This is a genomic window from Methanobrevibacter sp. (assembly GCF_017409525.1).
Taxonomy (GTDB): domain Archaea; phylum Methanobacteriota; class Methanobacteria; order Methanobacteriales; family Methanobacteriaceae; genus Methanocatella.
Genome location: NZ_JAFQSO010000014.1, coordinates 50554 through 77264 on the forward strand (window position 1 = coordinate 50554; position 26711 = coordinate 77264).

General features: G+C 35.4%; 32 protein-coding genes and 1 tRNA gene. 30 read left to right on the plus strand and 3 right to left on the minus strand.

The window, feature by feature from the left end:
• Positions 1 to 14 precede the first annotated feature (14 nt).
• From secY to IJE64_RS08510, 8 genes are all read left to right on the plus strand, one after another.
• On the plus strand, positions 15 to 1373 hold the full coding sequence (secY, locus tag IJE64_RS08475) for a preprotein translocase subunit SecY (protein WP_292784733.1): 1359 nt from the start codon (positions 15 to 17) through the stop codon (positions 1371 to 1373).
• Positions 1374 to 1415: 42 nt separating this feature from the next.
• Positions 1416 to 1976 carry an adenylate kinase gene (locus IJE64_RS08480; protein ID WP_292784735.1) on the plus strand — a complete coding sequence of 187 codons (561 nt, stop codon included), beginning with the start codon at positions 1416 to 1418 and terminating at the stop codon, positions 1974 to 1976.
• Positions 1977 to 1988: 12 nt separating this feature from the next.
• Positions 1989 to 2570, plus strand: a complete 582-nt coding sequence (locus IJE64_RS08485) for a DUF106 domain-containing protein (protein WP_292784738.1) — start codon at positions 1989 to 1991, stop codon at positions 2568 to 2570.
• A 119-nt stretch (positions 2571 to 2689) separates the two neighbouring features.
• The gene (locus IJE64_RS08490) at positions 2690 to 2956 is read left to right on the plus strand and encodes a 50S ribosomal protein L34e (protein ID WP_292784741.1); all 267 of its coding nucleotides are present in this window, start codon (positions 2690 to 2692) and stop codon (positions 2954 to 2956) included.
• Positions 2956 to 3477: a (d)CMP kinase gene (gene cmk / locus IJE64_RS08495; protein ID WP_292784744.1), complete on the plus strand. Its 522-nt coding sequence runs from the start codon at positions 2956 to 2958 to the stop codon at positions 3475 to 3477. The genes IJE64_RS08490 and cmk overlap by 1 nt, the downstream gene beginning before the upstream one ends.
• Positions 3478 to 3699, plus strand: coding sequence for a 50S ribosomal protein L14e (locus tag IJE64_RS08500; protein ID WP_292784747.1), 222 nt, complete (start codon positions 3478 to 3480; stop codon positions 3697 to 3699). It begins immediately after the preceding gene.
• 60 nt (positions 3700 to 3759) lie between these two features.
• Positions 3760 to 4722: an RNA-guided pseudouridylation complex pseudouridine synthase subunit Cbf5 gene (locus IJE64_RS08505; RefSeq protein ID WP_292784750.1), complete on the plus strand. Its 963-nt coding sequence runs from the start codon at positions 3760 to 3762 to the stop codon at positions 4720 to 4722.
• Between the two features lie 93 nt (positions 4723 to 4815).
• Positions 4816 to 6942, plus strand: a complete 2127-nt coding sequence (locus tag IJE64_RS08510) for a hypothetical protein (protein ID WP_292784752.1) — start codon at positions 4816 to 4818, stop codon at positions 6940 to 6942.
• A 233-nt stretch (positions 6943 to 7175) separates the two neighbouring features.
• Here IJE64_RS08510 and IJE64_RS08515 read toward each other — a convergent pair whose 3' ends face one another.
• The gene (locus IJE64_RS08515) at positions 7176 to 8960 is read right to left on the minus strand and encodes a DUF2207 domain-containing protein (RefSeq protein WP_292784755.1); all 1785 of its coding nucleotides are present in this window, start codon (positions 8958 to 8960) and stop codon (positions 7176 to 7178) included.
• 21 nt (positions 8961 to 8981) lie between these two features.
• Positions 8982 to 9539 carry a LemA family protein gene (locus IJE64_RS08520; protein ID WP_292785046.1) on the minus strand — a complete coding sequence of 186 codons (558 nt, stop codon included), beginning with the start codon at positions 9537 to 9539 and terminating at the stop codon, positions 8982 to 8984.
• 200 nt (positions 9540 to 9739) lie between these two features.
• On the opposite strand from IJE64_RS08520, the gene IJE64_RS08525 reads away from it, so the two are divergent.
• The 21 genes from IJE64_RS08525 (at position 9740) to IJE64_RS08625 (ending at position 24506) form a co-directional block, all read left to right on the plus strand.
• Positions 9740 to 9824 (plus strand) — tRNA-Ser (locus IJE64_RS08525).
• Positions 9825 to 10018: 194 nt separating this feature from the next.
• Complete coding sequence (locus IJE64_RS08530; protein WP_292784758.1) at positions 10019 to 10468, plus strand: 30S ribosomal protein S13; 450 nt, start codon at positions 10019 to 10021, stop codon at positions 10466 to 10468.
• A 59-nt stretch (positions 10469 to 10527) separates the two neighbouring features.
• A complete protein-coding gene (locus IJE64_RS08535; protein WP_292784761.1) occupies positions 10528 to 11067 on the plus strand; it encodes a 30S ribosomal protein S4 in 540 nt (179 codons plus the stop codon).
• A gap of 11 nt (positions 11068 to 11078) precedes the next feature.
• Positions 11079 to 11471 carry a 30S ribosomal protein S11 gene (locus IJE64_RS08540; RefSeq protein ID WP_069574667.1) on the plus strand — a complete coding sequence of 131 codons (393 nt, stop codon included), beginning with the start codon at positions 11079 to 11081 and terminating at the stop codon, positions 11469 to 11471.
• Between the two features lie 15 nt (positions 11472 to 11486).
• Positions 11487 to 12290 carry a DNA-directed RNA polymerase subunit D gene (locus tag IJE64_RS08545; RefSeq protein ID WP_292784764.1) on the plus strand — a complete coding sequence of 268 codons (804 nt, stop codon included), beginning with the start codon at positions 11487 to 11489 and terminating at the stop codon, positions 12288 to 12290.
• Positions 12290 to 12655, plus strand: a complete 366-nt coding sequence (locus IJE64_RS08550) for a 50S ribosomal protein L18e (RefSeq protein ID WP_292784767.1) — start codon at positions 12290 to 12292, stop codon at positions 12653 to 12655. The genes IJE64_RS08545 and IJE64_RS08550 overlap by 1 nt, the downstream gene beginning before the upstream one ends.
• 13 nt (positions 12656 to 12668) lie before the next feature.
• The gene (locus IJE64_RS08555) at positions 12669 to 13091 is read left to right on the plus strand and encodes a 50S ribosomal protein L13 (protein ID WP_292784770.1); all 423 of its coding nucleotides are present in this window, start codon (positions 12669 to 12671) and stop codon (positions 13089 to 13091) included.
• Positions 13092 to 13109: 18 nt separating this feature from the next.
• Positions 13110 to 13511, plus strand: coding sequence for a 30S ribosomal protein S9 (locus tag IJE64_RS08560; protein WP_292784773.1), 402 nt, complete (start codon positions 13110 to 13112; stop codon positions 13509 to 13511).
• A 44-nt stretch (positions 13512 to 13555) separates the two neighbouring features.
• On the plus strand, positions 13556 to 13852 hold the full coding sequence (locus IJE64_RS08565; RefSeq protein WP_292784777.1) for a hypothetical protein: 297 nt from the start codon (positions 13556 to 13558) through the stop codon (positions 13850 to 13852).
• Between the two features lie 59 nt (positions 13853 to 13911).
• Positions 13912 to 14109, plus strand: a complete 198-nt coding sequence (locus tag IJE64_RS08570) for a DNA-directed RNA polymerase subunit K (protein WP_292784779.1) — start codon at positions 13912 to 13914, stop codon at positions 14107 to 14109.
• Between the two features lie 136 nt (positions 14110 to 14245).
• On the plus strand, positions 14246 to 15490 hold the full coding sequence (eno, locus tag IJE64_RS08575) for a phosphopyruvate hydratase (RefSeq protein ID WP_292784781.1): 1245 nt from the start codon (positions 14246 to 14248) through the stop codon (positions 15488 to 15490).
• A gap of 22 nt (positions 15491 to 15512) precedes the next feature.
• Positions 15513 to 15707, plus strand: coding sequence for a 4Fe-4S dicluster domain-containing protein (locus IJE64_RS08580; protein ID WP_292784782.1), 195 nt, complete (start codon positions 15513 to 15515; stop codon positions 15705 to 15707).
• Between the two features lie 24 nt (positions 15708 to 15731).
• The gene (gene rpsB, locus IJE64_RS08585) at positions 15732 to 16331 is read left to right on the plus strand and encodes a 30S ribosomal protein S2 (RefSeq protein WP_292784784.1); all 600 of its coding nucleotides are present in this window, start codon (positions 15732 to 15734) and stop codon (positions 16329 to 16331) included.
• Between the two features lie 9 nt (positions 16332 to 16340).
• Complete coding sequence (gene amrB / locus IJE64_RS08590; protein ID WP_292784786.1) at positions 16341 to 17189, plus strand: AmmeMemoRadiSam system protein B; 849 nt, start codon at positions 16341 to 16343, stop codon at positions 17187 to 17189.
• Positions 17190 to 17198: 9 nt separating this feature from the next.
• Complete coding sequence (gene mvk, locus IJE64_RS08595) at positions 17199 to 18161, plus strand: mevalonate kinase (RefSeq protein WP_292784788.1); 963 nt, start codon at positions 17199 to 17201, stop codon at positions 18159 to 18161.
• A 4-nt stretch (positions 18162 to 18165) separates the two neighbouring features.
• Entirely contained in the window at positions 18166 to 18966 is an 801-nt protein-coding gene (locus IJE64_RS08600; RefSeq protein WP_292784792.1) for an isopentenyl phosphate kinase, read from the plus strand.
• A 4-nt stretch (positions 18967 to 18970) separates the two neighbouring features.
• Positions 18971 to 20017: a type 2 isopentenyl-diphosphate Delta-isomerase gene (gene fni, locus IJE64_RS08605; RefSeq protein WP_292784795.1), complete on the plus strand. Its 1047-nt coding sequence runs from the start codon at positions 18971 to 18973 to the stop codon at positions 20015 to 20017.
• Positions 20018 to 20020: 3 nt separating this feature from the next.
• Complete coding sequence (locus IJE64_RS08610) at positions 20021 to 21364, plus strand: RNase J family beta-CASP ribonuclease (RefSeq protein ID WP_292784797.1); 1344 nt, start codon at positions 20021 to 20023, stop codon at positions 21362 to 21364.
• A 12-nt stretch (positions 21365 to 21376) separates the two neighbouring features.
• Positions 21377 to 22357, plus strand: a complete 981-nt coding sequence (gene idsA, locus IJE64_RS08615; protein WP_292785048.1) for a short chain isoprenyl diphosphate synthase IdsA — start codon at positions 21377 to 21379, stop codon at positions 22355 to 22357.
• Between the two features lie 209 nt (positions 22358 to 22566).
• Positions 22567 to 23388 (plus strand): nicotianamine synthase family protein, encoded by an 822-nt coding sequence (locus IJE64_RS08620; RefSeq protein WP_292784800.1) that lies wholly within the window; start codon positions 22567 to 22569, stop codon positions 23386 to 23388.
• Positions 23389 to 23720: 332 nt separating this feature from the next.
• Positions 23721 to 24506, plus strand: coding sequence for an ADP-ribosylglycohydrolase family protein (locus IJE64_RS08625; protein WP_292784804.1), 786 nt, complete (start codon positions 23721 to 23723; stop codon positions 24504 to 24506).
• Here the strand turns inward: IJE64_RS08625 and IJE64_RS08630 are convergent.
• Complete coding sequence (locus tag IJE64_RS08630) at positions 24503 to 25279, minus strand: TrmB family transcriptional regulator (protein ID WP_292784809.1); 777 nt, start codon at positions 25277 to 25279, stop codon at positions 24503 to 24505. The genes IJE64_RS08625 and IJE64_RS08630 overlap by 4 nt on opposite strands.
• 122 nt (positions 25280 to 25401) lie before the next feature.
• On the opposite strand from IJE64_RS08630, the gene hcp reads away from it, so the two are divergent.
• Positions 25402 to 26709, plus strand: a complete 1308-nt coding sequence (gene hcp / locus IJE64_RS08635; protein WP_292784812.1) for a hydroxylamine reductase — start codon at positions 25402 to 25404, stop codon at positions 26707 to 26709.
• Positions 26710 to 26711 lie beyond the last annotated feature (2 nt).

Here is a 26711-nt window from a genome sequence, read left to right on the forward strand (position 1 = left end):
ATTAGAGGAAGAAAATGTCATCACTAGAAGTATTAGAGCCAATATTTAGAATTATTCCTGAAGTTAAATCTCCAGTTCATAGGGAAGATTTCAATGAAAAACTTAAATGGACTGCTGTGGTTTTAGTATTATATTACATCTTAACTCAAATTCCATTATATGGTTTAGCTCCAGGAGCTATAGATCAATTCGCTCAATTAAGAGCTGTTATGGCGGGGAGTTTTGGTTCAATTCTTACTTTAGGAATTGGTCCTATTGTTACTGCTTCAATTGTATTGCAATTGTTAGTAGGTTCTAATCTTTTGGATTTAGATTTGTCATCTCATAAGGATAAATCTCATTTTCAAGCTACTCAAAAAGTATTATCTATTGTTTTTACTTTATTTGAAGCTTCAGTTTTAGTATTAACCGGTAATTTAGTGCCTATTGATGGTTCTTACACAGGAATATTAATTTTACAACTTGTTATTGGTGCATTAGTTATCATTTACCTTGATGAAGTTGTATCCAAATGGGGATTCGGTAGTGGAATCGGTTTATTCATTGCTGCTGGTGTATGTCAAGCTATTGTAGTTGGTTCATTTAGTATATTGGGCGGAACTGATGGTTTATTTGCTGGAATTATTCCAAAATTCATTCAACAAGCAACACAGGGAGTATATGATTTCTCAATTTTAATTCCATTAATAGCAACTATTATTGTATTTTTAGTTGTTCTTTATGGTGAATCCATGCGGGTTGAAATTCCTATTTCCCACGGTAGTGTAAGAGGTCACGGAAGAATCAGAGGTTCTGTTGGTAAATATCCGTTAAAATTTGTATACTCAAGTAACATGCCAGTTATTTTAACAAGTGCATTGCTTGTAAACGTAACACTTTTTGCTAATATTTTCCAAAAGATAGGCATTCCAATCTTAGGTACAATCAAAGATGGTAAGGCTGTTGATGGAATCGCATGGCTATTGTCAACTCCTAGCTTAAACATGTTTATTACCGAGCCGATACATGTTCTTGTATATGCAGTATTCTTTATTGTATGTTGTATGTTATTCTCATATTTATGGGTAGAAATCAGCGGATTAAATGCTAAAAAGATTTCTGAACAACTTTACAACTCAGGTATTCAAATACCAGGGTTTAGAAGTAGTAAACGACAGTTATATAAAATTTTGAAAAAATATATTCCTGCACTTACCATTATAAGTGGTATATATGTAGGTCTTATTGCTTTCCTTGCAGATTTAACCGGTGCTTTAGGTGGAGGTACTGGTGTATTGCTTACTGTAGGTATTATTCATAAACTTTATGAAGAAATGGCAGAGGAACAACTTATGTCCTCAAATCCACTTCTTAGAAAATTCTTAGGAGATTAAATTCTCCTAATTATTATTCTTTTCCAAATTAGAGGGATTAAAATGAAATTAGTAGTATTAACTGGTATTCCAGGTTCTGGAAGTACAACTGTGCTCAACAAAGCTCTTGATGAAGTTGATTATGTGCATTTAAACTATGGTGACATAATGACTGAAATTGCTATTAAGGAAGATATTGTTCAGGATAGAGATGAATTAAGGAAATTACCACCTGAAACACAAAAAGAAATTCAAGCAAAGGCAGCTAAAGAGATTAAACAAAGATCTGAAAAGGACAATGTTATCGTAGATACTCATTGTACTATCAATACTCCATCTGGTTTTTTACCGGGTCTCCCAATATGGGTTTTAGAACAATTGCAACCGGATCTTTTCATTTTAGTCGAAGCTAATCCTGATGAAATTATTTACAGAAGATTAAATGATGAATCACGTTCTCGTGATGTACAGAAAGCAAAGGATATTCAATTACATCAAGAAATGAACAGAGCTACCTCCATGGCTTATGCTACATTAACTGGAGCTACTGTTAAAATTATAGGAAACCATGATAATCATTTAAATTCTACAATTGCAAAATTGGTAAACGTATTAAATTTATAGTGAGGTAATATAATGCCTTTTGATATAATGGGAATGGTTTATAATGCTTTGAATACAGTTTTCAATCCAATTCTTTCCATGGATCCTAATCCGTCAAATCCAGCTTTAACAGTTTTAATTATTGCATTTATTGTTTCATTAATTACCACTATTGCTAATAAGTATTTGGTAGACCAAGATGCTTTAAATGAACAACAAGCTAAAATGAAAGAATTCAATAAGAAATTAAGAGAAGCTCAAAAGAAAGGGGATGGAAAAGAGGTTGCTAGACTTCAGGCTGAACAGACTGAGTTGATGGGCGACCAGACAGCAATGATGACCAATCAATTCAAGCCGATGATTGTAACATTTGTCCCTATTATCTTGATATTTTTCTGGATGAGGGCATCTGCAATTCATGATTTAGTAATAATATTGCCGAAAACCGTATATTGGGTTACTTTAACACCTTTATGGCATGCTATAGGTAGCGTGGTGTATGGTGGTAAGGCCACTATTCCATATGGTATCGGTTGGTTATTATGGTATATGATTTGTACTTTTGGAATGAGCCAAATCTTAAGAAAATTCTTAGGATTCAAACAAGGGTTCTAAATAAGCCAAAAAACTATACATTTATTAATGATGAAAAAAATATATTATAATATTCTATATTGAATACGCTATTACACAATTATTAAATATTTTATTAAATTAAATTTATAGGTGATTAAATGCCTGCTAATAGGTTTAGATCAAGATCATATAAAAGAGTTCATAAAAACACTCCTGGCGGAGATAATGTTTTAAGATACAAAAAGAAAAAACCATCAAAGCACGTTTGTGCTGAGTGTGGTGCAGTATTGCATGGAGTTCCTCGCGGACGTCCATATGAAATTGGAAAATTGTCAAAAACAGCTAAAAGGCCTAACCGTCCATATGGTGGGTACTTATGCTCAAGTTGTGCTCGTAAACTTTTCAAAAACGAGGCTAGAAAATAATGATAATTACTATTGGCGGATTAGCTGGAACAGGAACAACCACTTTAGCAGAAGTGCTTAGTGAAAAATTGGATATTCCATATATCTCTGCAGGATTCATTTTCAGAGAAATGGCTGCGGAACATGGAATGAGTGTTCTTGAATTCAGCGAGTTTGCTGAAGGTAATGATGATATCGATAAAGAAATTGACAAAAGACAAGCCGAAAAGGCCAAATCTGCAGAAAATCTCATTGTCGAAGGAAGATTGTCAGCATTCTTTGTTGATAATGCTGATTTAAAACTTTGGTTAATGACTCCATTTGATGTGCGTTCAAAAAGAATTGCTCAAAGGGAAGAAAAATCTGTTGATGTAGCCAAAAACGAGATTATAACTCGTGAACAAAGTGAGGCTTTAAGATATAAAGAGATCCATAATATTGACATCAGTAATATGGATATCTATGATTTAATTATAAATACTGATAGTTTTGATCCTCAAAGCATATCAGAAATCATTATTCAAACATTAAAGGTGATATAAATGGCATCAATTGAAGTAGGTAGAGTATGTGTTAAAATTGCGGGTAGAGAAGCAGGCGAAAAATGCGCTATCGTTGAAATTATCGACGAAAACTTTGTGGAAGTTGTTGGTGAAGCAGTTAAAAACAGAAGATGTAATATTGCTCACTTAGAACCAACCGAAGATTCAATCGATGTTTCAGGCGATATTGAATCTATCAAAGCAGCTTTAGCTGACTTATAAATGAATAATTAACTTATTCATTATTTTACTATTTTTTAATATTTTTTTAAGGTTTTTTTCATGAAATTTGACATGGTTACAAAATCTGGCAGCTTTACAAATCCTGAATTCGGATGTAAACCTGAAGACCGTGAGATTGAAGAATACATTTCTAAGGCTGTTATCAATCTCGATAAACCATCAGGCCCAACTTCTCATGAAATTGACTCCTGGATTAAACGTATTTTACATTTAGAAAAATCAGGGCATGGCGGAACTCTGGATCCGAAGGTAACCGGAATCCTACCGGTAGGTCTTGATGACGCTACCCGTGCAATACAACTACTTTTAACAGCTCCAAAAGAATACGTTTGTCTTTTGACTTTCCATCAGGATGTGGATGAAGACAGGATTCGTGAGGTATTTGCTGAGTTTACAGGCAAGATATTCCAATTGCCTCCAGTCAAATCTGCCGTAAAGCGTGAAATGAGGACACGTAACATTTATTATTCCACAATCTATGAAATTGAAGGCAGGGATGTGCTTTTCAGAATAGGTTGTGAAGCAGGAACCTATGTGAGAACCTATTGCCACAATATCGGTGAGGCTTTAGGTGTTGGAGCCCATATGGCCGAGCTTAGAAGGACTCAGGTAGGTTCGTTTACAGAGAAAAATAATCTAGTCACTCTTCAGGATGTAACTGATGCATATCATTTCTGGAAAGAGGATGGGGATGAATCATTCTTGCGTCAGGCTATCATGCCGATGGAGAGGGCTGCAGATTACTTGCCAAAAATCGTTATTAAGGACTCTGCAGTGGATGCGGTTTGCCATGGTGCGGACCTTGCATGTGGCGGAATTTCTCAATTGGCAGACAACATTCAAAAAAATGACATTGTAGCAATTGAAACATTGAAAGGAGAATTGGTCGGTGCGGGCCATAGCCTTTTAACTTCAAATGAGATTTTGGAAGCGGATTCTGGTTTTGCCATCAATGTCTCTAAAGTATTCATGAAACCGGATACCTATCCAAGATTCTGGTGAGAAACACCTGACTTTTATATTATATAGGAGACGTAATATTAAGCAACGTCTTATGATATTTTAAACTTGAAATAAGTATTAAGGATGTATATTATGAAGATAAAATGCGCAATGCTGGTAACGCTGATGTTACTTGCAGTTTTAACAGTAGGTGCTGTCAGTGCAGCAGACAATCTGACAGACGCCACAGAAGTATTGCATGATGCTTCTTCAGATGAAATAGGATTAAATGGGGATGGTGCTGTTTCATCAGCACAGGAAGATATTTTAAGTGAAAAAGACAATGGGACTTTCACAGATTTGCAGAAAAAGATTGATGATGCAGATGAAGGCTCAACAATAATACTTGAAAACGATTATGCCTATGATGAAGGATTCAGTAATTATACTGGAATTGCTATTTCTAAATCTTTGATAATTGATGGGAATAATCATACTATAGATGGAAAATCTATAGGTGGAAAATTAAATTCGAGAATATTCCTTTTGAAAAGCAATATTATTGTTCTTAAAAATATAAACTTCAAAGACTGTTTGTGGTTTGATGGTGGTGCTATCTACAATGAGGGTGGTGATAATTGCAGTATAAGTTCTTGTGATTTTATTAACTGCTCAGCTATTTGGTCTGGTGCTGCTATCTACAATGCGGGTGGCGCTAATTTTAATGTAAGTTCTTGTGATTTTATTAACTGTTCAGCGGGCGATCGTGCTGTTATCTACAATTATGGTGATAATTGTAGTGTAGGCTCTTGTGATTTTATTAACTGCTCAGCAGAGTATGGTGGTGCTATCTACAATTTTGGCCGTGATAATTGTAGTGTAGGCTCTTGTGAGTTTATTAACTGCTCAGCAAACTATATTGGCGCTATCTACAATAATGGGGGTGCTAATTGCAGTATAAGTTCTTGTGAATTTATTGACTGCTCAGCAAATTATGGTGGTGCTATCGACAATTCTGGTGATGGTTGCAGTGTATGTTCTTGTATTTTTATTAACTACTCAGCTGATGAATTGGGTGGTTGTGCTATCGGCAATTCAGGTGATGGTTGTAGTGTATGTTCTTGTATTTTTATTAACTGCTCATCCGTTGAATTGGGTGGTGGTGCTATCTACAATAATGGTGAGGGTTGTAGTGTAAGTTTTTGTAATTTTGCAGACTGTTTTGCTGATGGTAGTGGTGGAGCTATCTGCAATTATGGTGATGGTTGTAGTTTAAGTTTTTCTAATTTTACAAACTGTTTCGTTGATGATAGTGGCGGTGCTATCTACAATCTGTATGGTAATAATTGCAGTGTAAGTTCTTGTATTTTTATTAACTGTTCAGCTTTTTCTGGTGGTGCTATCCACAATTCTGGTGAGGGTTGTAGTGTAAGGTCTTGTGATTTTATTGACTGCTCTGGCGGCGCTAACGCTATCGTTAATTCTCAGGGTGGTATTGATTTTCATACCGGTGCTAATTTCAGTGTAAGTTTTTGTAATTTCATTGACTCTTCCTCCAGCCTGGGTTGGTCTATATTCAATTATCAGACCATTAATTGTAGTGTAAGTTATTGTAATTTCACTGATTTATTTGATCGTGAAATAGAAGGTTATTTGAAGGTAATAAAATGTAATTTTAAAGATAAATTTGTTGAAAACGAAACTGCAAAATATACTAGTGTGATATTTGCTGATTCAACACTCACTACTGTTTATAATGGTGGAAAATATTTAGTTGTTGATTTACAAGATATTGAGGATTTTCCAATAACTGGCGCTAATATCACTATTAAACTTTCCAACGGCAAAACAGTAACTCAAAATACTGGTAAAAAAAGTCGGGTTAAAATGTCTACAGATGGTCTGGAACCAAAAACATATACTGCAACAATAACTTTTGCCGGAAACGATTTCTATAAAAAAGCAGTCAAATCCGTTAAAATCACTGTTAAAAAAGCAACTCCAAAAATGACTGCCAACGCAATGACATTCAAAAAATCAGTAAAAACCAAAAAATACACAGTCACCTTAAAAACCAATCAGAACAAGGTCATGAAAAACACTCAAATCACATTAAAAGTAAATGGTAAGACTTACTCTGCAAAAACAGACAGCAAAGGTGTAGCTACCTTCAAAATCACCAAGCTAACCAAGAAAGGCAAATACACAGCAACTGTCACATACAAGGGCAACTCTTACTACAACAAATTGACTAAGAATGTGAAAATTACAGTTAAGTGATTGCTTCGGCAATTGCTTACTTTTTATTTTTTGAAACTATTTTTCCTATCAAATCATTAACCTAGACAGGATTATCCTGCAACTCTTAAATTTCCTGCATAATTTCATGCTTCCTTCGTTAAAGTATTGCTATGTTGACTAACTTGCCCATTGCATTGTAATTTTCTAGTATATATCAATCCAGATTATGAAGATATTTTGATAAATCAAAAAAAAATAAATTAATGAAGAAGCTAGAATGCTCCTCCACCTCCGCCGCCGGATCCACCTCCCATGGTTCCGAAGCTGCCTGCATCAGATGAAGGATTTGCAGCAGATTGGCCAGTTATGAATGCATGATGCATCATATAATATCCTCCATAATGATGGTATAGGAATATGTCATCATCGAATTCAGAGATATTTCTTTCTTGAAGTTTCATGGACTTGTAAACGTTGTCAGCTACTCCAAGGGCAGTACCATAAATCAGGTACTTTTTCCAGATGACTATAGATTCAGGAGGGTGCTCGTTGATTAAACTGTTGTCCTTTAGGAATTTCTTGAAGTTTTTCCATTTTAGATATAGGAGCCTGCCATCTTTGGTCCATTGTCCAAAGATATCTTCGGGTATCAGGAAAACGATAAATGAAAATATTGCAAGGACGATTCCTCCGCCTATTGAAAATATGCCATTGCTTAGATGTGTCATCAATCCCATTGAGAAAATCGCTATTCCAGCTATCAATCCTATAACCGAAATTTTTTTCATCAGTGAAGCTCCCTTGTTGTTGAAGTATTTCTTGAGATTGTCGCTGTCAAGATACTCGTATTTCACGTCCTGTTGCCAGACATTGAATTCTTTCATGAAGAGTTTCGCATTTGATTCATATGACAAATCAGTATTCAGATTTGATAGGTTTACAACACCATCCCTTGCAAACATTGACAGGATGTCTATGACGGTCTGTTCATGAATTGCCAATTTTGCATTGCCGTTTTTGTTTAGCTTTAAGAATAGCTCATTCATGTCGGTATGCTCATCGGTTCTGGTTTCAAGTCCGATGACCTTTTTGTCAATCAGATTTAGAATTGTGGCCTCAAACCCTTTCATGTTAGGTGTCCCGATGTCATGGGAGTTATCAATTAGGGCATTGACCACTGCAGGCGGATCATCGCTTGGCAGGTCTCGCTCATAGATTGCATCGTAGTCCACTTTCGGTTCCCTTCCAAGTCTGAGGTATACGAATATTCCAATTATCGGACTGATAAGGGACATTAATCCCAATATTATGTATGCAGTATTCCAGAATGCCCTTCCGTTGGCGCTGTCTTCGACGTTCTTTATTATCTGGTCACGGCCATTTTCATGTACCTGCTTTGCATAAGTCGCATTGTCAAAGTCATCCAATGGCATCAATATGAGCAATTCATAATATTCACCAGATGGAATCGCTTTGGATGTTAATGTTATTGTATTGTTGTTCAAATAGCTTGTTGAATTGTATTCCTGAGGATTTAGGTAATAAACGTTATCTCGGTTTCCAGGAAGATGAACTATTGCTGTCAGGGCATCTATTCCCACGTCCCAGTCTTCTCCCCAAAGTTTATACTGGAGTCCCGCAACATCATCATAGAGAGTGACCACATTTTTCATGTCATAGCTGATGTAGACATAGACTTCCGCATTTGATATTTTCTGGCTGTGGGCTTCATCTTCATATAGATAAATCTTTAAATGCTTTTGCCCATCCTCATCGGTCACTTTAAGCTCGGAATAAGCTCCGGTAGTGTTGACAGTTATGTTGTCCACTATTTCCCCATCTTTCAGGGGTATGTCCCTATAGATTCCATTGAATTCGCCTTGAAATTTATAGTCATATATCTCATCCACATGGAGCAGACCATCATTTTCAATAGTCAATTCAACGAATGCCTGAGCAATCTCGTATTTGTGGTCATCGTCTGCAGATACGGCGCTCAGGGCTGAAAATAAAATTAATAATAATAAAATTATACAAAATGTCTTTTTAGCATCCATATAATTTTTCACCTGTTCTATTTAAAATTCAACTTCCGGAACTTCCCTTTCACTTTCAGACGCTTCAAAAAATTCTGCTGGTTTGAATCTGAAAATGCCTGCAAAGACGTTGGTTGGAAATTGCTCACAGGCATTATTGTATTTCAATACCACATCGTTATAGAACTGTCTTGAATATGAAATTTTATCTTCTGTTTCTGTCAATTCTGATTGCAATTGTTGGAAATTGGAATTTGCTTTTAGTTCAGGATAGTTTTCCGCAACTGCAAACAATGATTTTAATGCACTGGTCAATTGGCTGTCAGCATCACATGTCTCTTGTATATTTGAAGCATTTATGACATTGCTTCTTGCTTTTGTAACATCTTCAAACACTGTTTTCTCATGGTCAGCATATCCTTTCACGGTTTCAACGAGATTCGGGATTAGGTCATTCCTTCTTTTAAGTTGAACTTCAATTTGTGAATAGCTGTTTTTCACACGATTTCTGAGTTTCACTAAACTGTTGTATGAATGTATAACTGTAAATGCAATGAAAGCAAATAGAATTACTAATACAATTATTAAAATGAGATCCATCATATCACCTTTAATTATATATTATATTAATTTAGGACATATACTTTGTCTTTTGGTTTCAAATTATTTTTATTTGTTGAAAAATAATTATTTTTTAAAAAAGTCTCATTTAAACAATACCTTTATATATGGGGAAGTTTATATATTATCTTATCATATTATACTAGTTAATATGATAGGCAAGTATTGCTAATGACTATGCCGAGATAGTCTAGCCTGGTAAGGCGCGAGACTGGAAATCTCGTGGGCGTTCAGCCCTCCTGGGTTCAAATCCCAGTCTCGGCGTTTATTAGTTTTTAACTTAGTTTTTTAATTTTTATCACTATTAAAATACTTGTTAAACTGATATTTTTATGCACTCTTAGTTTAATTTTTAAACTAAGTTTTACATTGTTGAAAGAACTGTGTTTTGAATTTCAAAACATTCGAATCTATAATTTTACGTCTCGTAGATTCGCTCTATAAATGGAGGTTATTTAATGGAAGACGATTTTAAGCATTTAGTGCGTATTTCAAGAAAGGATGTAAATGGTAATAAAACCATTGAACAAGCTTTAACTGAAATTAAAGGTGTTGGAATATCTTTATCTAAAACTATGTGCCGTACTTTAGACTTAGATTTAGACTCTAAAATTGGATACATTGCTGACGAAGATGTTTTAAGAATTGAAGAAATTTTGGAAAACCCGCAAAAATTTGACATTCCTGCTTGGATGTTAAATCGTAGGGAAGACTATGAAACTGGTGATGACATTCACTTGATTGAATCTGACCTTGACATGACATTAAGGGATGATTTGAACAGAATGAAAAAGACCAGAAGTTACAAAGGTAGAAGACACGAAGTTGGTTTACCTGTTAGAGGTCAAAGAACCAAATCTACTTTCAGAAAAAGTTCTTCAGTTGGTGTAAAACGTTCACGCGGATAAGCAAAGAGCTTTTTTTATAAATTAAATATTTAAATTCAATTTTATAAGGAGATGTTTTAATGGGACAACCTAGAAAATCAAGGAAAAAGTATAATACACCACCACATCCTTGGAATGCGGAAAGAATTAAAAATGAAAATAAATTAATGACTAAATACGGTTTAAAAAATAAAAAAGAAATTTGGAAAGCTGATACTTTAGTCAGAAGATACAGTAGGGAAGCAAGATACTTACTAGGTTTTTCTGCTGATCAAATGCAAGAAGAAAAATTAGAATTATTAGGACACTTAGCTAGAACCGGTGTTTTGCCAGAAGGTGCTGCTCTTGAAGAAATCTTAGACTTGAATGTTGAAGATATCTTAAGAAGAAGATTACAAACTATTGTATACAAAAAAGGTTTAGCTCGTACTCCTAAAGAAGCAAGAATGTTTGTTGTACACGGCCACATCGCATTAGGCGGTAAAAAAATCAACTCACCAAGTTATGTGGTGCTAAAAGGTCAAGAAGATGAAATCGGTTTCTATCGTTCTTCACCTGTCGCAAAACAAATAGAAGAGTACAACAAAAATAAGGATAATAAAGCTAATACAGAGGAATAAAGGGTGTAACTATGGCAAAAGATGAAAAATGGGGTATAGCTAATATTTACTCATCATTTAATAACACTATTATTACTGTGACAGATATTACTGGTGCTGAGACTATTTCACAATGGTCCGGTGGAAAAGTTGTTCGTGCAGACAGACAACAAGCTTCACCTTTCGCAGCTATGGCTGCAGCAACCAGAATAGCTGATGATGCTAAAGAAAAAGGATTTGTCGGTTTACATATTAAGGTAAGAGCTCCTGGTGGAAATGGACCTAGAAGTCCAGGACCTGGTGCACAAGCTACTATCCGTGCTTTAGCAAGAGCTGGAATTAAAATAGGAAAAATAGAAGATATTACTCCTATTCCTCACGATGGTACTGGAAGACCTGGTGGTAAAAGAGGAAGAAGAGTTTAAGTGGAAGGGTTTAATATGGAGATAGAAGTTAAAAGTCAAAACGATAATGAAATGGTATTCATTGTTCGTGATGCAGAAGTGCCTTTTATTAATGCTATTAGAAGATGCGCAATGGTAAATGTGCCAAAAATAGCTATTGAAGATGTAAATATTATTAGAAATGACTCTGCAATGTTTAATGAGGTGCTTGCTCATAGGCTTGGTTTAACTCCTTTAGTTTCTGATCTTGATGCTATTGAAGGTATGTCATTACCTGAAGATGATGATTGGGATAAATTCGAAAATGGAATTTTATTCAAATTACATGAAGTGGGACCTAAAGTTGTTTATTCTAAGGATTTAATATCTTCAGACTCAAAAATTAAACCAGTATACGACACAATTCCTTTAGTAAAACTTAAAGAAAATGAAGAAATCATAATTGAAGCTTCTGCGAAAGTTGGATATGGAAAGGAACATGCCAAATGGATGCCAACTATTGTATGCGCATACAAACAGTATCCTGAAATAACTTTTAATGAGGACAAGGAAATTGATTATGATTGTGCTTTGGCATGTCCTCGCGGTGTTTTAAAATCAGATAGGAGATCTAAAAAGATTAAAATTTTGGATATTGAAAACTGTTCCATGTGTAAAAGCTGCGTTAGAGCTTCTTCAAATGGATACATTAACGTGGGATATCATGAAAATGACTTCATATTCAGAATAGAAACAGATGGGGCAATGCCTCCTAAAGAAGTTTTATTAAAAGCTTGTGATGTATTAGGTGAAAAAGCGGATAAGTTTATCAAATTTAGTGAAGAAGGAGGAAGTAAATAATGGTTAAGAAAGTAGTAAAAACAAATCCTAACCTTATTGAACTTATTAATAAACTTTATGAACAATCAAGAAAAGAAGATGCAGCTATTTGGAAAGATGTTGCACAAAGACTTGAAAGGTCAAATAGAAGAACTGCTGAAGTAAATTTGTCTGATATTGCAAGACATGCTGAAGCCGGTGAAACTATTTTAGTGCCAGGTAAAGTTTTATCAAACGGTAATTTAGAAGAAAAAGTAGATGTTGTAGCATTAAAATTCTCAGCTAAAGCACAAGAAAAAATCGAAAGTGCTGGTGGAGAATGCATCTCAATTGATGAGATAATCGAATCAAATCCTAAAGGATCAAACATTAGGATCATGGAATAAATAGGGTGTTATTATGATTATTGATGGAGAAGGATGCGTTTTAGGAAGATTAGCTAGTGTAACTAGTAAAAATCTTTTAGAAGGCGAAGAAGTAATAATTCTTAATGCTGAAAAAATCATGTTAACTGGTAACAAGGAATGGGCATATGCTAAATACAAGCAAAGAGTTGACAGGGCTAGTATCTCTAACCCTCGTGATTTAGGTCCAAAATATCCTAGAAGGCCAGATGATATATTTAGAAGAACTGTAAGAGGAATGTTACCTTTCAAAAAAGCTAAAGGTAAAACTGCATATAAAGGTTTAAAAGCTTTTGTTGGTGTGCCTGCTGAATATGCAGATGCTGAACTCACTGCAGTTCCTGAAGCAGAATATGAAAACATTAAAAAAGGTATTGAATTAGGGGAAATCTCCAAACTTTTAGGAGCTACCTTTTAGATAAATGGATGTGTGATTATGGTTAAAGTTATTCATACAAGTGGAAAACGTAAAACAGCTATCGCAAGAGGTACTGTTCAAGAAGGAACTGGTAAAGTAAGAATTAACAGAATTCCTTTAGAACTTTATTCTCCTGAGCTTGCAAACTTAAAATTACAAGAACCATTAACCTTAGCTGGAGACTTAGCTAATGAAGTTGATATCAACATCAAGGTTGTTGGTGGAGGAGTAATGGGTCAAGCTGAAGCTGCACGTATGGTAATTGCAAAAGGACTTGTTCAATGGTCTCAAGACATGGATTTAAAAGAAAAATTCATACAATATGACAGAACCATGTTAGTTGGTGACCCAAGACGTTCAGAACCTAAAAAATATGGTGGTCCTGGAGCAAGAGCTCGTAAACAAAAAAGTTACAGATAATTACTCTGTAATTTTATTTTATTTAAATTAAAAAGATGATATAAATGATTCCTATTAGATGCTTAAGTTGTGGAAAACCAATATCAGCTTACTTTAATGAATATAAAATTAGAGAAATTGGCGGCAAACGATTATATGAAGAGTTAGAAGACCGTGATTTAACTAGTAATTTTATGGATCAATTGATTATTGAAAGAAAAGAAGTTAAAGAGGTTTTGTCTGACTTAGGATTACGTGGTACTTATCCTGAAGAGGATCCTAAAGATATTTTGGATGACTTAGGTTTAACTAGATACTGTTGTAGAAGAATGTTAATTTCCCATGTTGAAACCTGGGAATAATTCAAAAGCGTAGGGATATTGTATTATAATAGTATAATCTTGGTAAAATATGCCTAATAATGGAAGTAATATTCATGAATGTTGAAAAAAAATTTACAAGGTTTGAAAGGGCTAGACTTCTTGGAGCTAGAGCAATTCAAATATCAATGGGTGCTAAACCATTAGTTGATATTAAAGAATCATTAGATCCAATTGATATAGCTTATGAGGAGTTCAAAGCTGGAGTTTTACCATTAGATGTTATTAGGGATGAATAAATAGTTTTTCTATTTATTCTCATAATTATTTAACAAAAATAAAAAATACCAATATAACTCTATAAAGAAACTTACTGATTTTTTTAAGGAGTATAGATTATATGGTAATAAATTAATTGACACTGAGGTGTTTTTTTTGGATAGTGTAATAGAAGATGTCCAAGTTCGTAAGATTTTGGACAGCAGAGGAAACCCAACTATTGAAGTAGATGTAGTTACTTGGAATGGTTTTGGTAGAGCTGCTGCACCAAGTGGGGCAAGTACTGGCTCTAGGGAAGTTGTATCTTTTCCAGATGGCGGAGTGGATTTAGTAGTCCGTGAAATGGAAGATTTCATAGCTTCTGAATTAATTGGTATGGATGCTGAAGATATAACTACTATCGATGAAGTATTAAGGGAAATCGATGGTACTGATAATTTGGCAGCTATTGGTGGTAACACTACTGTAGCAATATCCATGGCTGTAGCTAAAGCTGCTGCTGAATCTTATAACATGCCATTATACAAATACATTGGTGGAAATTTAGTCAATGAATTGCCATTTCCTTTAGGAAATATGATGAATGGCGGAGCACATGCGGGCGTAAATGCACCAGATATTCAAGAATTCCTGGTTGTTCCAATTGGAGCCACTAGTGTTAGTGAAGCCATCTTTGCAAATGCTGCCGTTCATAAAAAATTAAAAGTATTAATTCAAACTAAAGATGCCAATTTTACTGGTGGCAAAGGAGATGAAGGAGGATGGGTGCCAAACATTACCAATGATTCCGCTTTGGAAATTCAAGCTAAGGCATGTGAAGAGGTTGGTGATGAACTAGGTATTGAAATTAGACCTTCTTTAGACATGGCAGCTTCTGAATTGTGGAATGCAGATGAGCAAAAATATGTTTATGCTCAAGATGGTGTTAAAAGGGACACCGGAGATCAAATTGATTTCGTAAAGGATATCATTGATACTTATAAAATGTTTTATGTAGAAGACCCATTCGATGAATCTGATTTCGAAGGATTTACAGAGTTGACTTCAAAAGTTGGGGATAAATGTTTAATTTGCGGCGATGATTTGTTTGTAACCAATAAAGAATTATTGGCTAAGGGCATTGAAATGAATGCTGCAAATGCTATTATCATCAAACCTAATCAAATAGGCTCATTATCTGAAACTTATGCTACTGTAAAGCTAGCAAAAGAAAATGATGTCGTGCCTGTTGTTTCCCACAGGTCTGGTGAAACAACTGATGAAACTATTGCCCATTTAGCCGTTGGTTTTTCATCTCCTATGATTAAAACCGGAGCTATTGGTGGCGAAAGGATAGCAAAATTAAACGAACTTATCCGTATCGAAGAAGAACTTTCAAATCCTCAAATGGGCAACTTTTAGAAATATTAAGGGAGTGAGTTTAATGGCAAAAGTAACTATTGATTACGATAAATGTGATGGTGCTGACTGTGCAGAATGTTCTGACGTTTGCCCAATGGAAGTTTTAGTCCTCGAAGGGGATAAAATTACAATCAACAATCCAGAAGATTGCAGTTATTGTGAAGTATGTATGGACGTATGTCCTAATGAATGTGTAAACATTGAAGATGAAGATTAAATATAATAAAAAAGGTGATTATTAATGACTAACGAACTTTTAATAGACTTAGACAATTATTTAGCAGCAGGTTTACATATCGGAACCCAACAAAAAACAAGCGATATGGAAAAATACATATTCAGAGTAAGATCTGACGGTTTATATGTTTTAGATATTCAAAAAACTGATGAAAGAATTAGACAAATTGCAAAACTTTTAGCAAAATACGACCCTGAAGACATTTTAGTAGTAGCTACCAGACAATATGGTCAGGCTCCTGTTAAAAAATTCGGTGAAATAACTGGCGCTAAAACTATTCCTGGCAGATTTATTCCTGGAACTTTAACAAACCCTAATTATGCTAAATTTATTGAACCAAAAATCATTGTCGTAACTGACCCAAGATCAGATGCACAAGCAGTATTAGAATCCAAACAAAATGGTATTCCTGTTGTTGCATTATGCGATACTGAAAACTTACTCAGTTTTGTTGATATTGCTGTACCTGTAAACAACAAAGGTAGAAAAGCTATTGCATTAGTTTACTGGTTACTTGCAAGACAAATCTTAAGAGAAAGAGGCGACATCCCAGAAGATGGTGACTTAGATATTGAAGCAACCGACTTTGAACTTAAATTCTAAATGAGTTAAATGATAAGAAAACCTGCTGTTGCTGGAGCATTTTATCCAGCCGACCCCGAAGTGCTGATAAAAACTATTGAAAATTGTTTTTTAGATGATTTCGGAGTTGGCAAAATACCCGATATGGGCAAATTTGATGGTGTAGACTATCCTATTAATGTTATGGTTCCGCATGCGGGTTATCGATATTCAGGTGCAGTGGCAAGTCATAGCTACTGCAAGTTAGTTCAAAATGGTTTTCCTGAAGTTTTTATTATATTAAGTCCTAACCATACGGGTTTTGGTAGTGAAATTTCCGTGTTCAATGAAGGTCAGTGGGATACTCCTTTGGGGAGTGTTGAAGTTGACAGCGAATTTGCAGACGCTTTGATTTCCAAATCTGATATTGCGACTGCCGATTTTTCAGCCCATATTCGTGAACACAGCATTGAAGTTCAGCTACCTTTCTTACAATATTTTTCAAGTGACTTTAAGATAGTTCCAATAACCATAGGTTCTCAAAATTTTTCCACTTCAAGCGATTTGGCAAAGGCTATTTTTGAGGCAGGAAATGAATTAAACAAATCTTATTGTGTTATTGCAAGCACTGATTTGTCCCATTTCAACAATCAAGAAAAAGCCAATAAAGTCGATGGATTTGTTTTGGAGGATATCGCTGAAATGAATGAATTTAAACTTTTTGAGGAAGTTATTCAGTATAATATTACAATGTGTGGCTATGGTCCGGTAATGACAACTATTCTAGTTTCAAAAATGTCTGATAAGAATGCTTGTGAAATATTGGAATATAAAACCAGTGGAGATGTTACAGGGGATTTCACTTCTGTTGTAGGGTATGCTTCAGGTATTTTTAAATAAGGTGTATCAATGATAGCTAAAGCTTCAGCTCCCGCTAAAGCAATTTTATTTGGGGAACATTCAGTTGTTTATGATGAACCAGCTATAGCTGGAGCAGTAAATAAAAGGGCATATGTTACTGTTAAGGAATCTGAATGTGATAGGTCTATTTTTAGAGCTCCTAATATAAATTTTGAAGCTGAATTGCTTACAAGAGAGAAAAAATACATTTTATTGAAAGGAAAACCAGGTATTATTAGATATATTTTAGAATCTCTTTATAGAGTACATGACCATACTCCAATAGAAATTACATTGCATTCAAATGTTCCTATTGGTTCTGGACTTGGATCATCTGCGGCAGTTACAGTTGCTACTTTAGCCGCATTATACCGTTATCATAATATTCGTTTTAATAAAAAGTCTCTAGCTCATGATGCCCATATGGTTGAACAAGCCGTTCAGGGGGTTGCTAGTCCGTTAGATACTTTAGTTTCTACTTATGGGGGACTTGTTTATTTGTCCCGCAACAAAAAAGTTGAGCATTTCAACGTAAACTTCAATGTTCCTTTTGTTGTAGGCTATACTACTAAGCATGGAAATACTGGAAAAATGGTAAAGGATGTAAGAAATCTTAAAAATAGAAATCCAAAAATTATAAATCCAGTAATAACTGCCATGGGCAATCTGACTAATTATGCAAAACAGGCCATTTTAAAAAGGGATTTCAATAAGGTTGGAGAATTAATGAATATTAACCATGGATTTTTAGATGTTTTAGGTGTTAATACATTGGAATTGTCCAGGATGGTATATAATGCAAGGGAAGCCGGTGCTATTGGTTCTAAAACTACAGGTGCCGGTGGTGGAGGCAGCATTATTGCACTTTGCCCGGGCAAGGTTGAACAAGTGGCTGAAGCTATTGAACGTGATGATAATATTTTAAAAATCCATTTCACTCGAAAAGGAGTTTCTTCAAGAGTTTATAAGTGATTTTATGATAATTTTAAAAATTGGTGGAAGTATTCTGACCAATAAAGATTCGGCTGAAAGTGAAATTGACAGCAAATCTCTTAAAAGAATAGCATCTGAGATTAAGTCTTCTCTTGACAGGTCAGACAAACAATTAATCATTGTTCATGGTGCCGGATCATTTGGACATCCGCCAGCTAAGGAATATAAAATTGGCGAGCCATTTCAAAAAGATGAGTATCCTCAAAAAAGGATAGGATTTTGCAAAACTCAAAATGCTGTTAAGAAATTAAACATGCTTATTTGTGAAGCTTTTATTGAAGAAGGCCTGCCTGTAGTGGCCATCCCTGCTTCAAGTTTCATGACAGCCACAAATAAAAGAATCACTGATGGAAATTTGAGTTCATTTAAAAAATATTTGGATAAAGGTTTCATTCCTGTAATATATGGGGATGTTGTTTTAGATAGTCAATTAGAAATTTGCGTTATTTCTGGAGACCAATTAATCCAATATTTGGCCGTTAATCTTAATCCGGATAGGGTTATTTTAGGAACAGATGTTGATGGAGTTTACAGTAAAAACCCTAAAACACATGAAGATGCAATATTTTTTGATAGATTTTCGTCACTTGAAGATTTGGATACATTGGAAGGAACTACAAACGTGGATGTTACTGGAGGAATGGTTGGAAAAATCAAAGAACTTTTATATTTAGCAGATTTGGGAATTGAATCTAAAATAATAAATGCTGAAGTTAATGATAATATTTTTAAAGTATTGGAAGATGAAAAGGTCAAAGGAACCGTAATTTCAAGGGGAAATTAGGAAAATGATTTCAGATAGAAAATTAGAGCATTTATTAATTTGTGAAAATTATGATGTGGAGTTTAAAAATAAAACAACTGGATTTGAAGATATTGAATTAATCCACAATGTATTGCCTGAAGTAGATAAAAACGAAATTGATTTATCAACTTCCGTATTTGGCAAAAAATTAGACTCTCCTTTATTTATAACAGCAATTACTGGTGGCCACCCTGCCGCAAAATCTATAAATGAACAATTGGCTATTGCTGCTGAAAATAATAATATTGCCTTAGGAGTAGGTTCTCAAAGGGCTGCATGCGAACACCCTGAACTTGCAGACACATACACTGTTGTTAGGGAAAATGCTCCAAATTGTTTGCTTGTCGGAAATATAGGTGCACCACAACTTAATTTGGCAGAAAAAGCCGTTGAAATGTTGGATGCAGATATATTAGCAATTCATTTAAATCCTCTTCAAGAGTCAATTCAGCCTGAAGGCGATTTGGATGCAAGAGGTTACACTAATTTAATCAGCCAGATTACAGAATCTGTAGATATTCCAGTGCTTGCAAAAGAAACCGGTTGTGGAATATCAGCCGAATCAGCTGAAACATTAGTTGATGCGGGCATTGATTTCATTGATATTGAAGGTGCTGGAGGAACCAGCTGGGCCGCAGTTGAAACATACCGGGCTGAAGACAAGTACTTCGGTGAAATATTTTGGGATTGGGGAATCCCTACTGCAATTAGCACTGTCGAAGTGACAAATGCAGTTGATGTACCAGTCATTTCATCCGGAGGTATTAGAAATGGTCTTGAAGCCGCAAAGGCTATTGCTCTTGGAGCAGATGCCGTGGGTATGGCATTGCCATTTTTGAAAAATTGCACATCACAAGAACAACTTAATGAACTTATTAACAAATTTAATGATTCACTTAGAATCGCAATGTTTTTAGTAGGGGCTAATAACATTGAAGAGCTAAAACAATCTAATTTAGTCATTCGAGGAAAAACAAGGGAATGGTTAAATGAGAGAGGAATTAACACAAAAAATTATTCAAGGAGATGAAACATGAGTGTAGAAGTAATCGCTATAGGAGGATATCAGGAAGTCGGAAAAAACATGACTGCTGTTAGAATCGGCGAAGACGTTATAATATTTGATATGGGAATTCATCTTGACAGAATCAGCATGCACGAAGATACTGACATTGATAGAATGCATAGCTTAGATTTAATTGAAAGAGGGGTTATTCCCGATGATACATTGATGAAGGATGTGGACGGTAAAGTAAGGGGAATCGTATTCTCTCACGGTCACTTGGACCACATTGGTGCGGTAGCTAAATTAGCTCATAGATATGATGCGCCGTTAATCGGAACACCATATACTGCCGCTTTAATCGAAAAACAGATTAAAGGAGAACGCAAATTCAAGGTAACTAATCCGATTAGGCCACTTAACCCTGGAAGTCAAATGAAATTGTCAAAGGACATTACTTTGGAATTTGTTCAATCAACACACAGTATTCCACAGGCAGTATTTCCGGTTTTACATACTCCGGAAGGAGTAATTGTTTATGCATTGGATTTCAAGTTTGATAATCATCAAAAAGTTTCTCCACCTCCAGATTATAAAAGATTAAGAGAGCTTGGAAGAAAAGGAGTGCTTGCATTAATTGTTGAAACCACCAATGCCATAAATTACAATGAGGTTAAAACCCATTCGGAGCGTATTGCAAAAAACATATTGGAAGATGTGATGAAAGGACCTCTCCAAGAGAGAACCGGGATGATTGTTACAACATTTTCTTCACATGTTGAACGTGTGCAGGCCATTGCAGACATTGCAAAGAAAAGCCATAGGGAAATATTTTTCTTAGGCAGATCCATGGAGCGTTTTTGCGGTATTGCTCAAAAATTAGGAATACTGAAATTACCAAAAAATGCCAGTATTTTCGGTTCTCCAAAAGCAGTAAATAAAGCTTTAATGAGAGCTGATGAAGACAGGGCAAATTATTTACTTGTAACTACAGGTCACCAAGGTGAACCTGATGCATTACTCCCAAGAATAGCTAATGGCAGAACTCCATTCAATATTAAAAAAGGAGATAATGTAATCATTTCTGCACCGATTATTCCAAACCCAACCAATGCTGCAAACAGGCATATTATGGAGAGGAGATTAAAATTAAAGGGTGCTAGAATTTATCCGAATGCTCACGTTTCCGGACACGCTGGAAGAGAAGACCACAGGGAATTCTTGCGAATGTTAAAACCGCAACACATCATTCCAGCACACGGGGACTTATCAATGCTTGCGGCTTACGCTGAACTTGCTGAAGAAGAAGGTTATAGAATTGGATATGATATTCATATCTTAAGAAATGCTCAAGCACAAGTTTTTAAAGGTTAGACGAGGGATATGATGAGTGATGTAAAAGAAGTGTTAGGAAATTATTCAACTGACATTACAAAAACTATTGAAGACGAATTGGCAACTATTACTCCTGATAATCTTGCAGAAGCATCAGTTTATCTTACAAGAGCTGGTGGAAAAATGCTTAGACCGGCTTTAACTTTAATTGTTGCTGAGGCTGTTGGTGGAAAACGTGAATCTGCACTAAAATCTGCTGCAGCTATTGAATTGATTCATACATTTTCACTTATTCATGATGATATCATGGATGATGATGATATGAGGAGAGGAATGCCTTCTGTTCATAAGGTTTGGGGTGAAGATGTAGCAATCCTAGCAGGGGATACTTTATTTTCAAAGGCTTTTGAAATAATTATCGGAACTGAGGGAACAACTTCTGATCAAAACAATAAAGCATTAGCTACAGTTGCAGATGCATGCGTTAAGATCTGTGAAGGTCAAGCTTCAGACATGGGATTTGAAGATAGATTTGACGTAAGCGAAGATGAATATATGGAAATGATTTTCAAAAAGACCGGTGCATTGATAGCGGCTGCCACTAAAGCTGGTGCCATCATGGGTGGTGCATCAGATGAAGTCATTGATGCGATGTATGAATATGGTCGTTTAATTGGTCTAGCTTTCCAGATTCAGGACGATTACCTTGATTTGGCTTCAGATGAAGAGACATTAGGAAAACCGATTGGATCTGACATTGGAAAAGGCAAGATGACAATAATCGCAATTAAAGGTTTGGCTAGTGATGATGATGGCAGATTGCTGGAATTGTTAAAAGATGAAAATAATTCTGAAGATGATATAGCTGAAGCAATTGAAATTTTAACAAATTGTGGTGCTATTGAATATGCTCGCAATTTGGCACTAGAATCTGTAGAGAAAGCAAAACAAGTACTTGAAATATTGCCTGATTCTTCATCTAAACAGGTACTTGCAAACATTGCTGATTTTGTACTTGAGAGAAGTGCATAATTTCTCTCATTTCTTTTAATTTTTTTGTTATCTTGAGTCATTTTTAATTTTTTTTCAGCTATAATACTTTTCACATAGCTCTTATTACCTATTTTTGATTTAATCGAGTTTAATAAGATATAACTGATTTTTATTATTCTATTTTAAATTTAGATAAGTTTAATAAGGATTAATGTTAAACTAATGTGTAATCAAGTTAAGGTGAAATTATGAGTTGTTGGAAATATTGGGGCAAACTCGAGGAAATTGCAGATAAATTGTCATCATATGGTGATTTGGATAAATATGGGGATTCTGCATTGGATGATGTGAATCTTGATGAAATTATTGAGATATTGGATGATGTTGAAATCATTGCGCATGATAAGTCAATTGATTTTGACTCAGCAAAGCATATTCTTGATGATGAGAAGATGAATAAGGCATTAAAGTTAATTAGGAAATTTTATGTTTATGTTGGTGCCAGACTTGAAACTGAAAATGCTCTAAAAATTTTAGAATCAGATAATCCGACTGAAACATTAGACTCATTCCATTTCTATGATAGATACATTGGTTTAATTGAAAACGAACGTCAATTGGCCAAGTTTAATGACCAAAAGACCTTTGTATTTTTAGGTTCAGGCCCTCTTCCATTAACATTGATAATGTTTAATAAGGTATTTGGATGCAAATGCATTGGAATAGAAATGCAAGAAAATGTTGCTGAGTTATCAAGGAAGGTGCTAAAAAGATTAGGTCTTGATAAGGATATTGAAATTGTCGTTGGCGATGAAACCGTTATAGAATCACTGGATTACGATATTTTAATGGTTGCAGCACTTGCAGAGCCTAAAGAAAGAGTGTTCTCTAACATCTGGGAGTATGTGGATCCGAGCACGCCTGTAATTTATAGGACATATACTGGTATGAGGGCTATTTTATATGCTCCGGTTCTTGATAAGGATACTAGAGGATTCCATAAAGAGGTAATGGTTCTTCCAACCGGTAATACAAACAACACTTCTGTTTTAATTAGGAAAGTTATTTAATTTTGTTTTTTGATTCCAGATTTCTCTGGAATCAATTTTATGTTAGCTTTTGTGAAGTAATCGCTTGAAATTTCTACATGTTTAAAGCAACGATAGTATATGAATTTAATTCAAAGAAGTGAGTCTATGAATGTTTTGAAAGAATACATGTAGAAATTTCCGTGTTTTTGATAATAACGCGTATTATCGTTACTGATTATGTTTAAAGCATTATATATCTTTTTTTATTTGTTTCTAGTACAATTTTTCAAAATAGGGACAATATTGCGGTTCTGGGTAAATTTCTCCTTATTGGGTAAATTTTATTAACTATTTTTACACAAATTAATTTCATGAAAGGTATTTTAGGTGCAATCTGCGGAGACATTATAGGTTCAACAAGAGAATTTAATTCTATAAAGACTAAGGATTTTAATCTTTTTACAAAAAAATCCATTTTCACTGATGATACAATAATGACATTGGCTATCGCAAAGTGGCTATGTGAGGATAAAGATTCGAGGGATGTTTTGATTAAAAACTTAAAGTATTTCGGAAATCAATATCCTCATGCTGGCTATGGGGGAATGTTTAAAAAGTGGCTTTCCCAGGAATCACCTGAAGGTTATGGAAGTTGGGCTAACGGTTCGGCAATGCGCGTTTCACCATGCGCATGGGCTGCTGAAAGCTTGGAAGAAGCACAAAAGCTGGCTGAATTGTCTGCAATAGTAACTCATGACCATCCAGAAGGAGTTAAGGGAGCTCTTGCAACATCCGATGCAATCTATCTGGCTCGCATAGGGGCCAGCAAAGATGAAATCAAAAACCATGTTGAGGTTAGGTACCAATATGATTTAAGCAGGTCTTTGGATGAGATACGACCCTACTATTCGTTTGATGTATCCTGTGCTGGAAGCGTTCCCGAATCAATAATCTGTTTTCTTGAAGCCGGTGACTTTGAGGACACGATTAGAAACGCTGTTTCTTTAGGTGGTGATGCCGATACTCAAGCGGCCATTGCGGGAAGCATTGCATCAGCTTATTGGGATATTCCTAGAGATATTGCATATAAATCCATTCATCGCTTGGATTATAGGCTTTTGAATGTTTTGATTGAGTTTGAAGAAGAATTTCTTTAATTTTTGGATTTTTTCTTTAGCTTTTTCAGCTGATTCATAAAGCGGTCATCATAGTTTTTAGCTATCTCTTCGTATTTGTTCCATATTCCAATGGCAGTTTCGGGAATGACGTTTCTTTTGTCTTCTGAAAATTTAGTGTATGTGTGCAGCATTTCCCTTGAATCGCAAATCATCACTTTGACAAAGGGGATGTCTGCTTTTTGAATGTTGATTTTGTTTTCTTTGAAAAATTCGATTATTTCAAATTTTTCATCGTTGATGTAACATGTTGGGGAAGCCAAGATGTTAACTTCCAGGTCTTTCCTGTATTTCAGTGCGCCTGCTAGCGCTTCGCCCTCTCCTTCGAATAGGAAACCTATTCTCATGTTGATTGAAGTTTTTGCCCTTTTTATTATTTCGATTTCCTGGTTTATGATTTTTTCAACACCGTATATTCTCCAGATTGGGGCTTGTACCTGACTCATCCCGTTTTCATAAACATTGGTCAGTCTTGTTATCGTATCATCAATTTCAGAGTCAATTTTTTCTTTTTCACGGCTTAAAACTTCAACTGGGGATTTGACGATATATGTCAGTGGCCTTCCGTCTTCAATTTCTATGAAATTCTTTTCGCTGAGCTTCTTTAGCACATCATATATTTTGCTTCGAGGAATGCTTGATTTTTCAGACACTTCAAATGCCGTGGCCTGAATTAGTGATGTCAGCGTTACATATGCCTGTGCTTCATACATTGTAAGTCCAATTCCTTTCAGTATAGCTATATTCTCATCCATGATATTATTCTAATCTTCATATTATATAAAGTATTACTACTTTTAACCCTTGGATAGTGACAAAATCTTTAAATACTCTTTAAATATAATTTTAATTAACTACTAAAAAAGAGGTAATTAAAATGGCAGATGGATTAGATATGTTTTGTTATCAATGTTCCCAAACCGCTCATGGTACCGGTTGTACAGTAAGTGGAGTTTGCGGTAAGAAACCAACAGTGGCAAGATTACAAGATAACTTGATCTTCACTATGAAAGGAATCAGTGCATATAACTACAATGCAAATGTTTTAGGAAAAGTAGACCCTGAAATCGATGCATTCTTAACCAAGGGATTGTACACCACATTGACCAACGTCAACTTTGATGTGGAGGATTTAGTTGCACTTGCTCTTGAAGCGGGTAAAACAAGTGTGGACGTAATGAGATTGCTCAAGGATGCACACATTGAAGCATATGGGGAACCACAACCTGTAGATGTTAAAGTCGGAGCACAGGAAGGTCCGGCAATCATCGTGACAGGTCACGACTTGAAAGCCTTAGAAGAGCTATTAAAACAAGTGGAAGGAACAGATATTAAAGTCTACACACACTCTGAGATGTTGCCAGCTCATGGATATCCTGGATTGAACAAATATGAAAACCTGGCAGGGCAATTGGGCGGAGCATGGCATGACCAAAGAGCAGTCTTCAAAAAATACAATGCGGCAATCGTTGGAACAAGTAACTGCGTATTGCCAGCACTTGACTCATATAAAGAAAGAATGTTCACAATGGATGTAGCAAAACTTGAAGGCGTAAAAACAGTTGAAGATTATGATTTCTCCGAAGTAATTGAATGTGCAAAATCTCTTGGAGGCCTTGAAGCTGAAGAGTTAACCACAATCACTACCGGATGGAGCGCTGGAGCTATTGTAGAGCATGCCGATAAGATTAAGGAATTGGTTCTGGATGGTAAAATCAGGAGATTCTTTGTTGTCGGAGGATGTGACAAGGCAGCTAAACACAATGACTACTACAGGGAATTTGTTGCAAACTTGCCTGAAGACACAGTCATATTGACATTAGCCTGCGGCAAATACAAGTTCAATGACTTGGATTTAGGAGACATTGAAGGAATTCCAAGATTGCTGGATGTGGGTCAATGTAACGATACCATTGTTGCAGTTGATGTGGCCCTAGCTTTATGTGATTTATTTGAAATGGAATTGAACGAATTGCCATTAACTATTGTGCTCAGTTGGATGGAACAGAAAGCCGCTGCAGTACTCTGGGCATTGCTTTACCTTGGAAAAACCGACATGTGGATCGGACCGGTACTTCCTGCATGGGCAAACGAAGACATTTTAAATGTCTTGGTAGAAAACTACAATTTGACTCCAACCACTGGAGATGCAATTGCAGACATAAAAACAATCATGGGGGAATAACT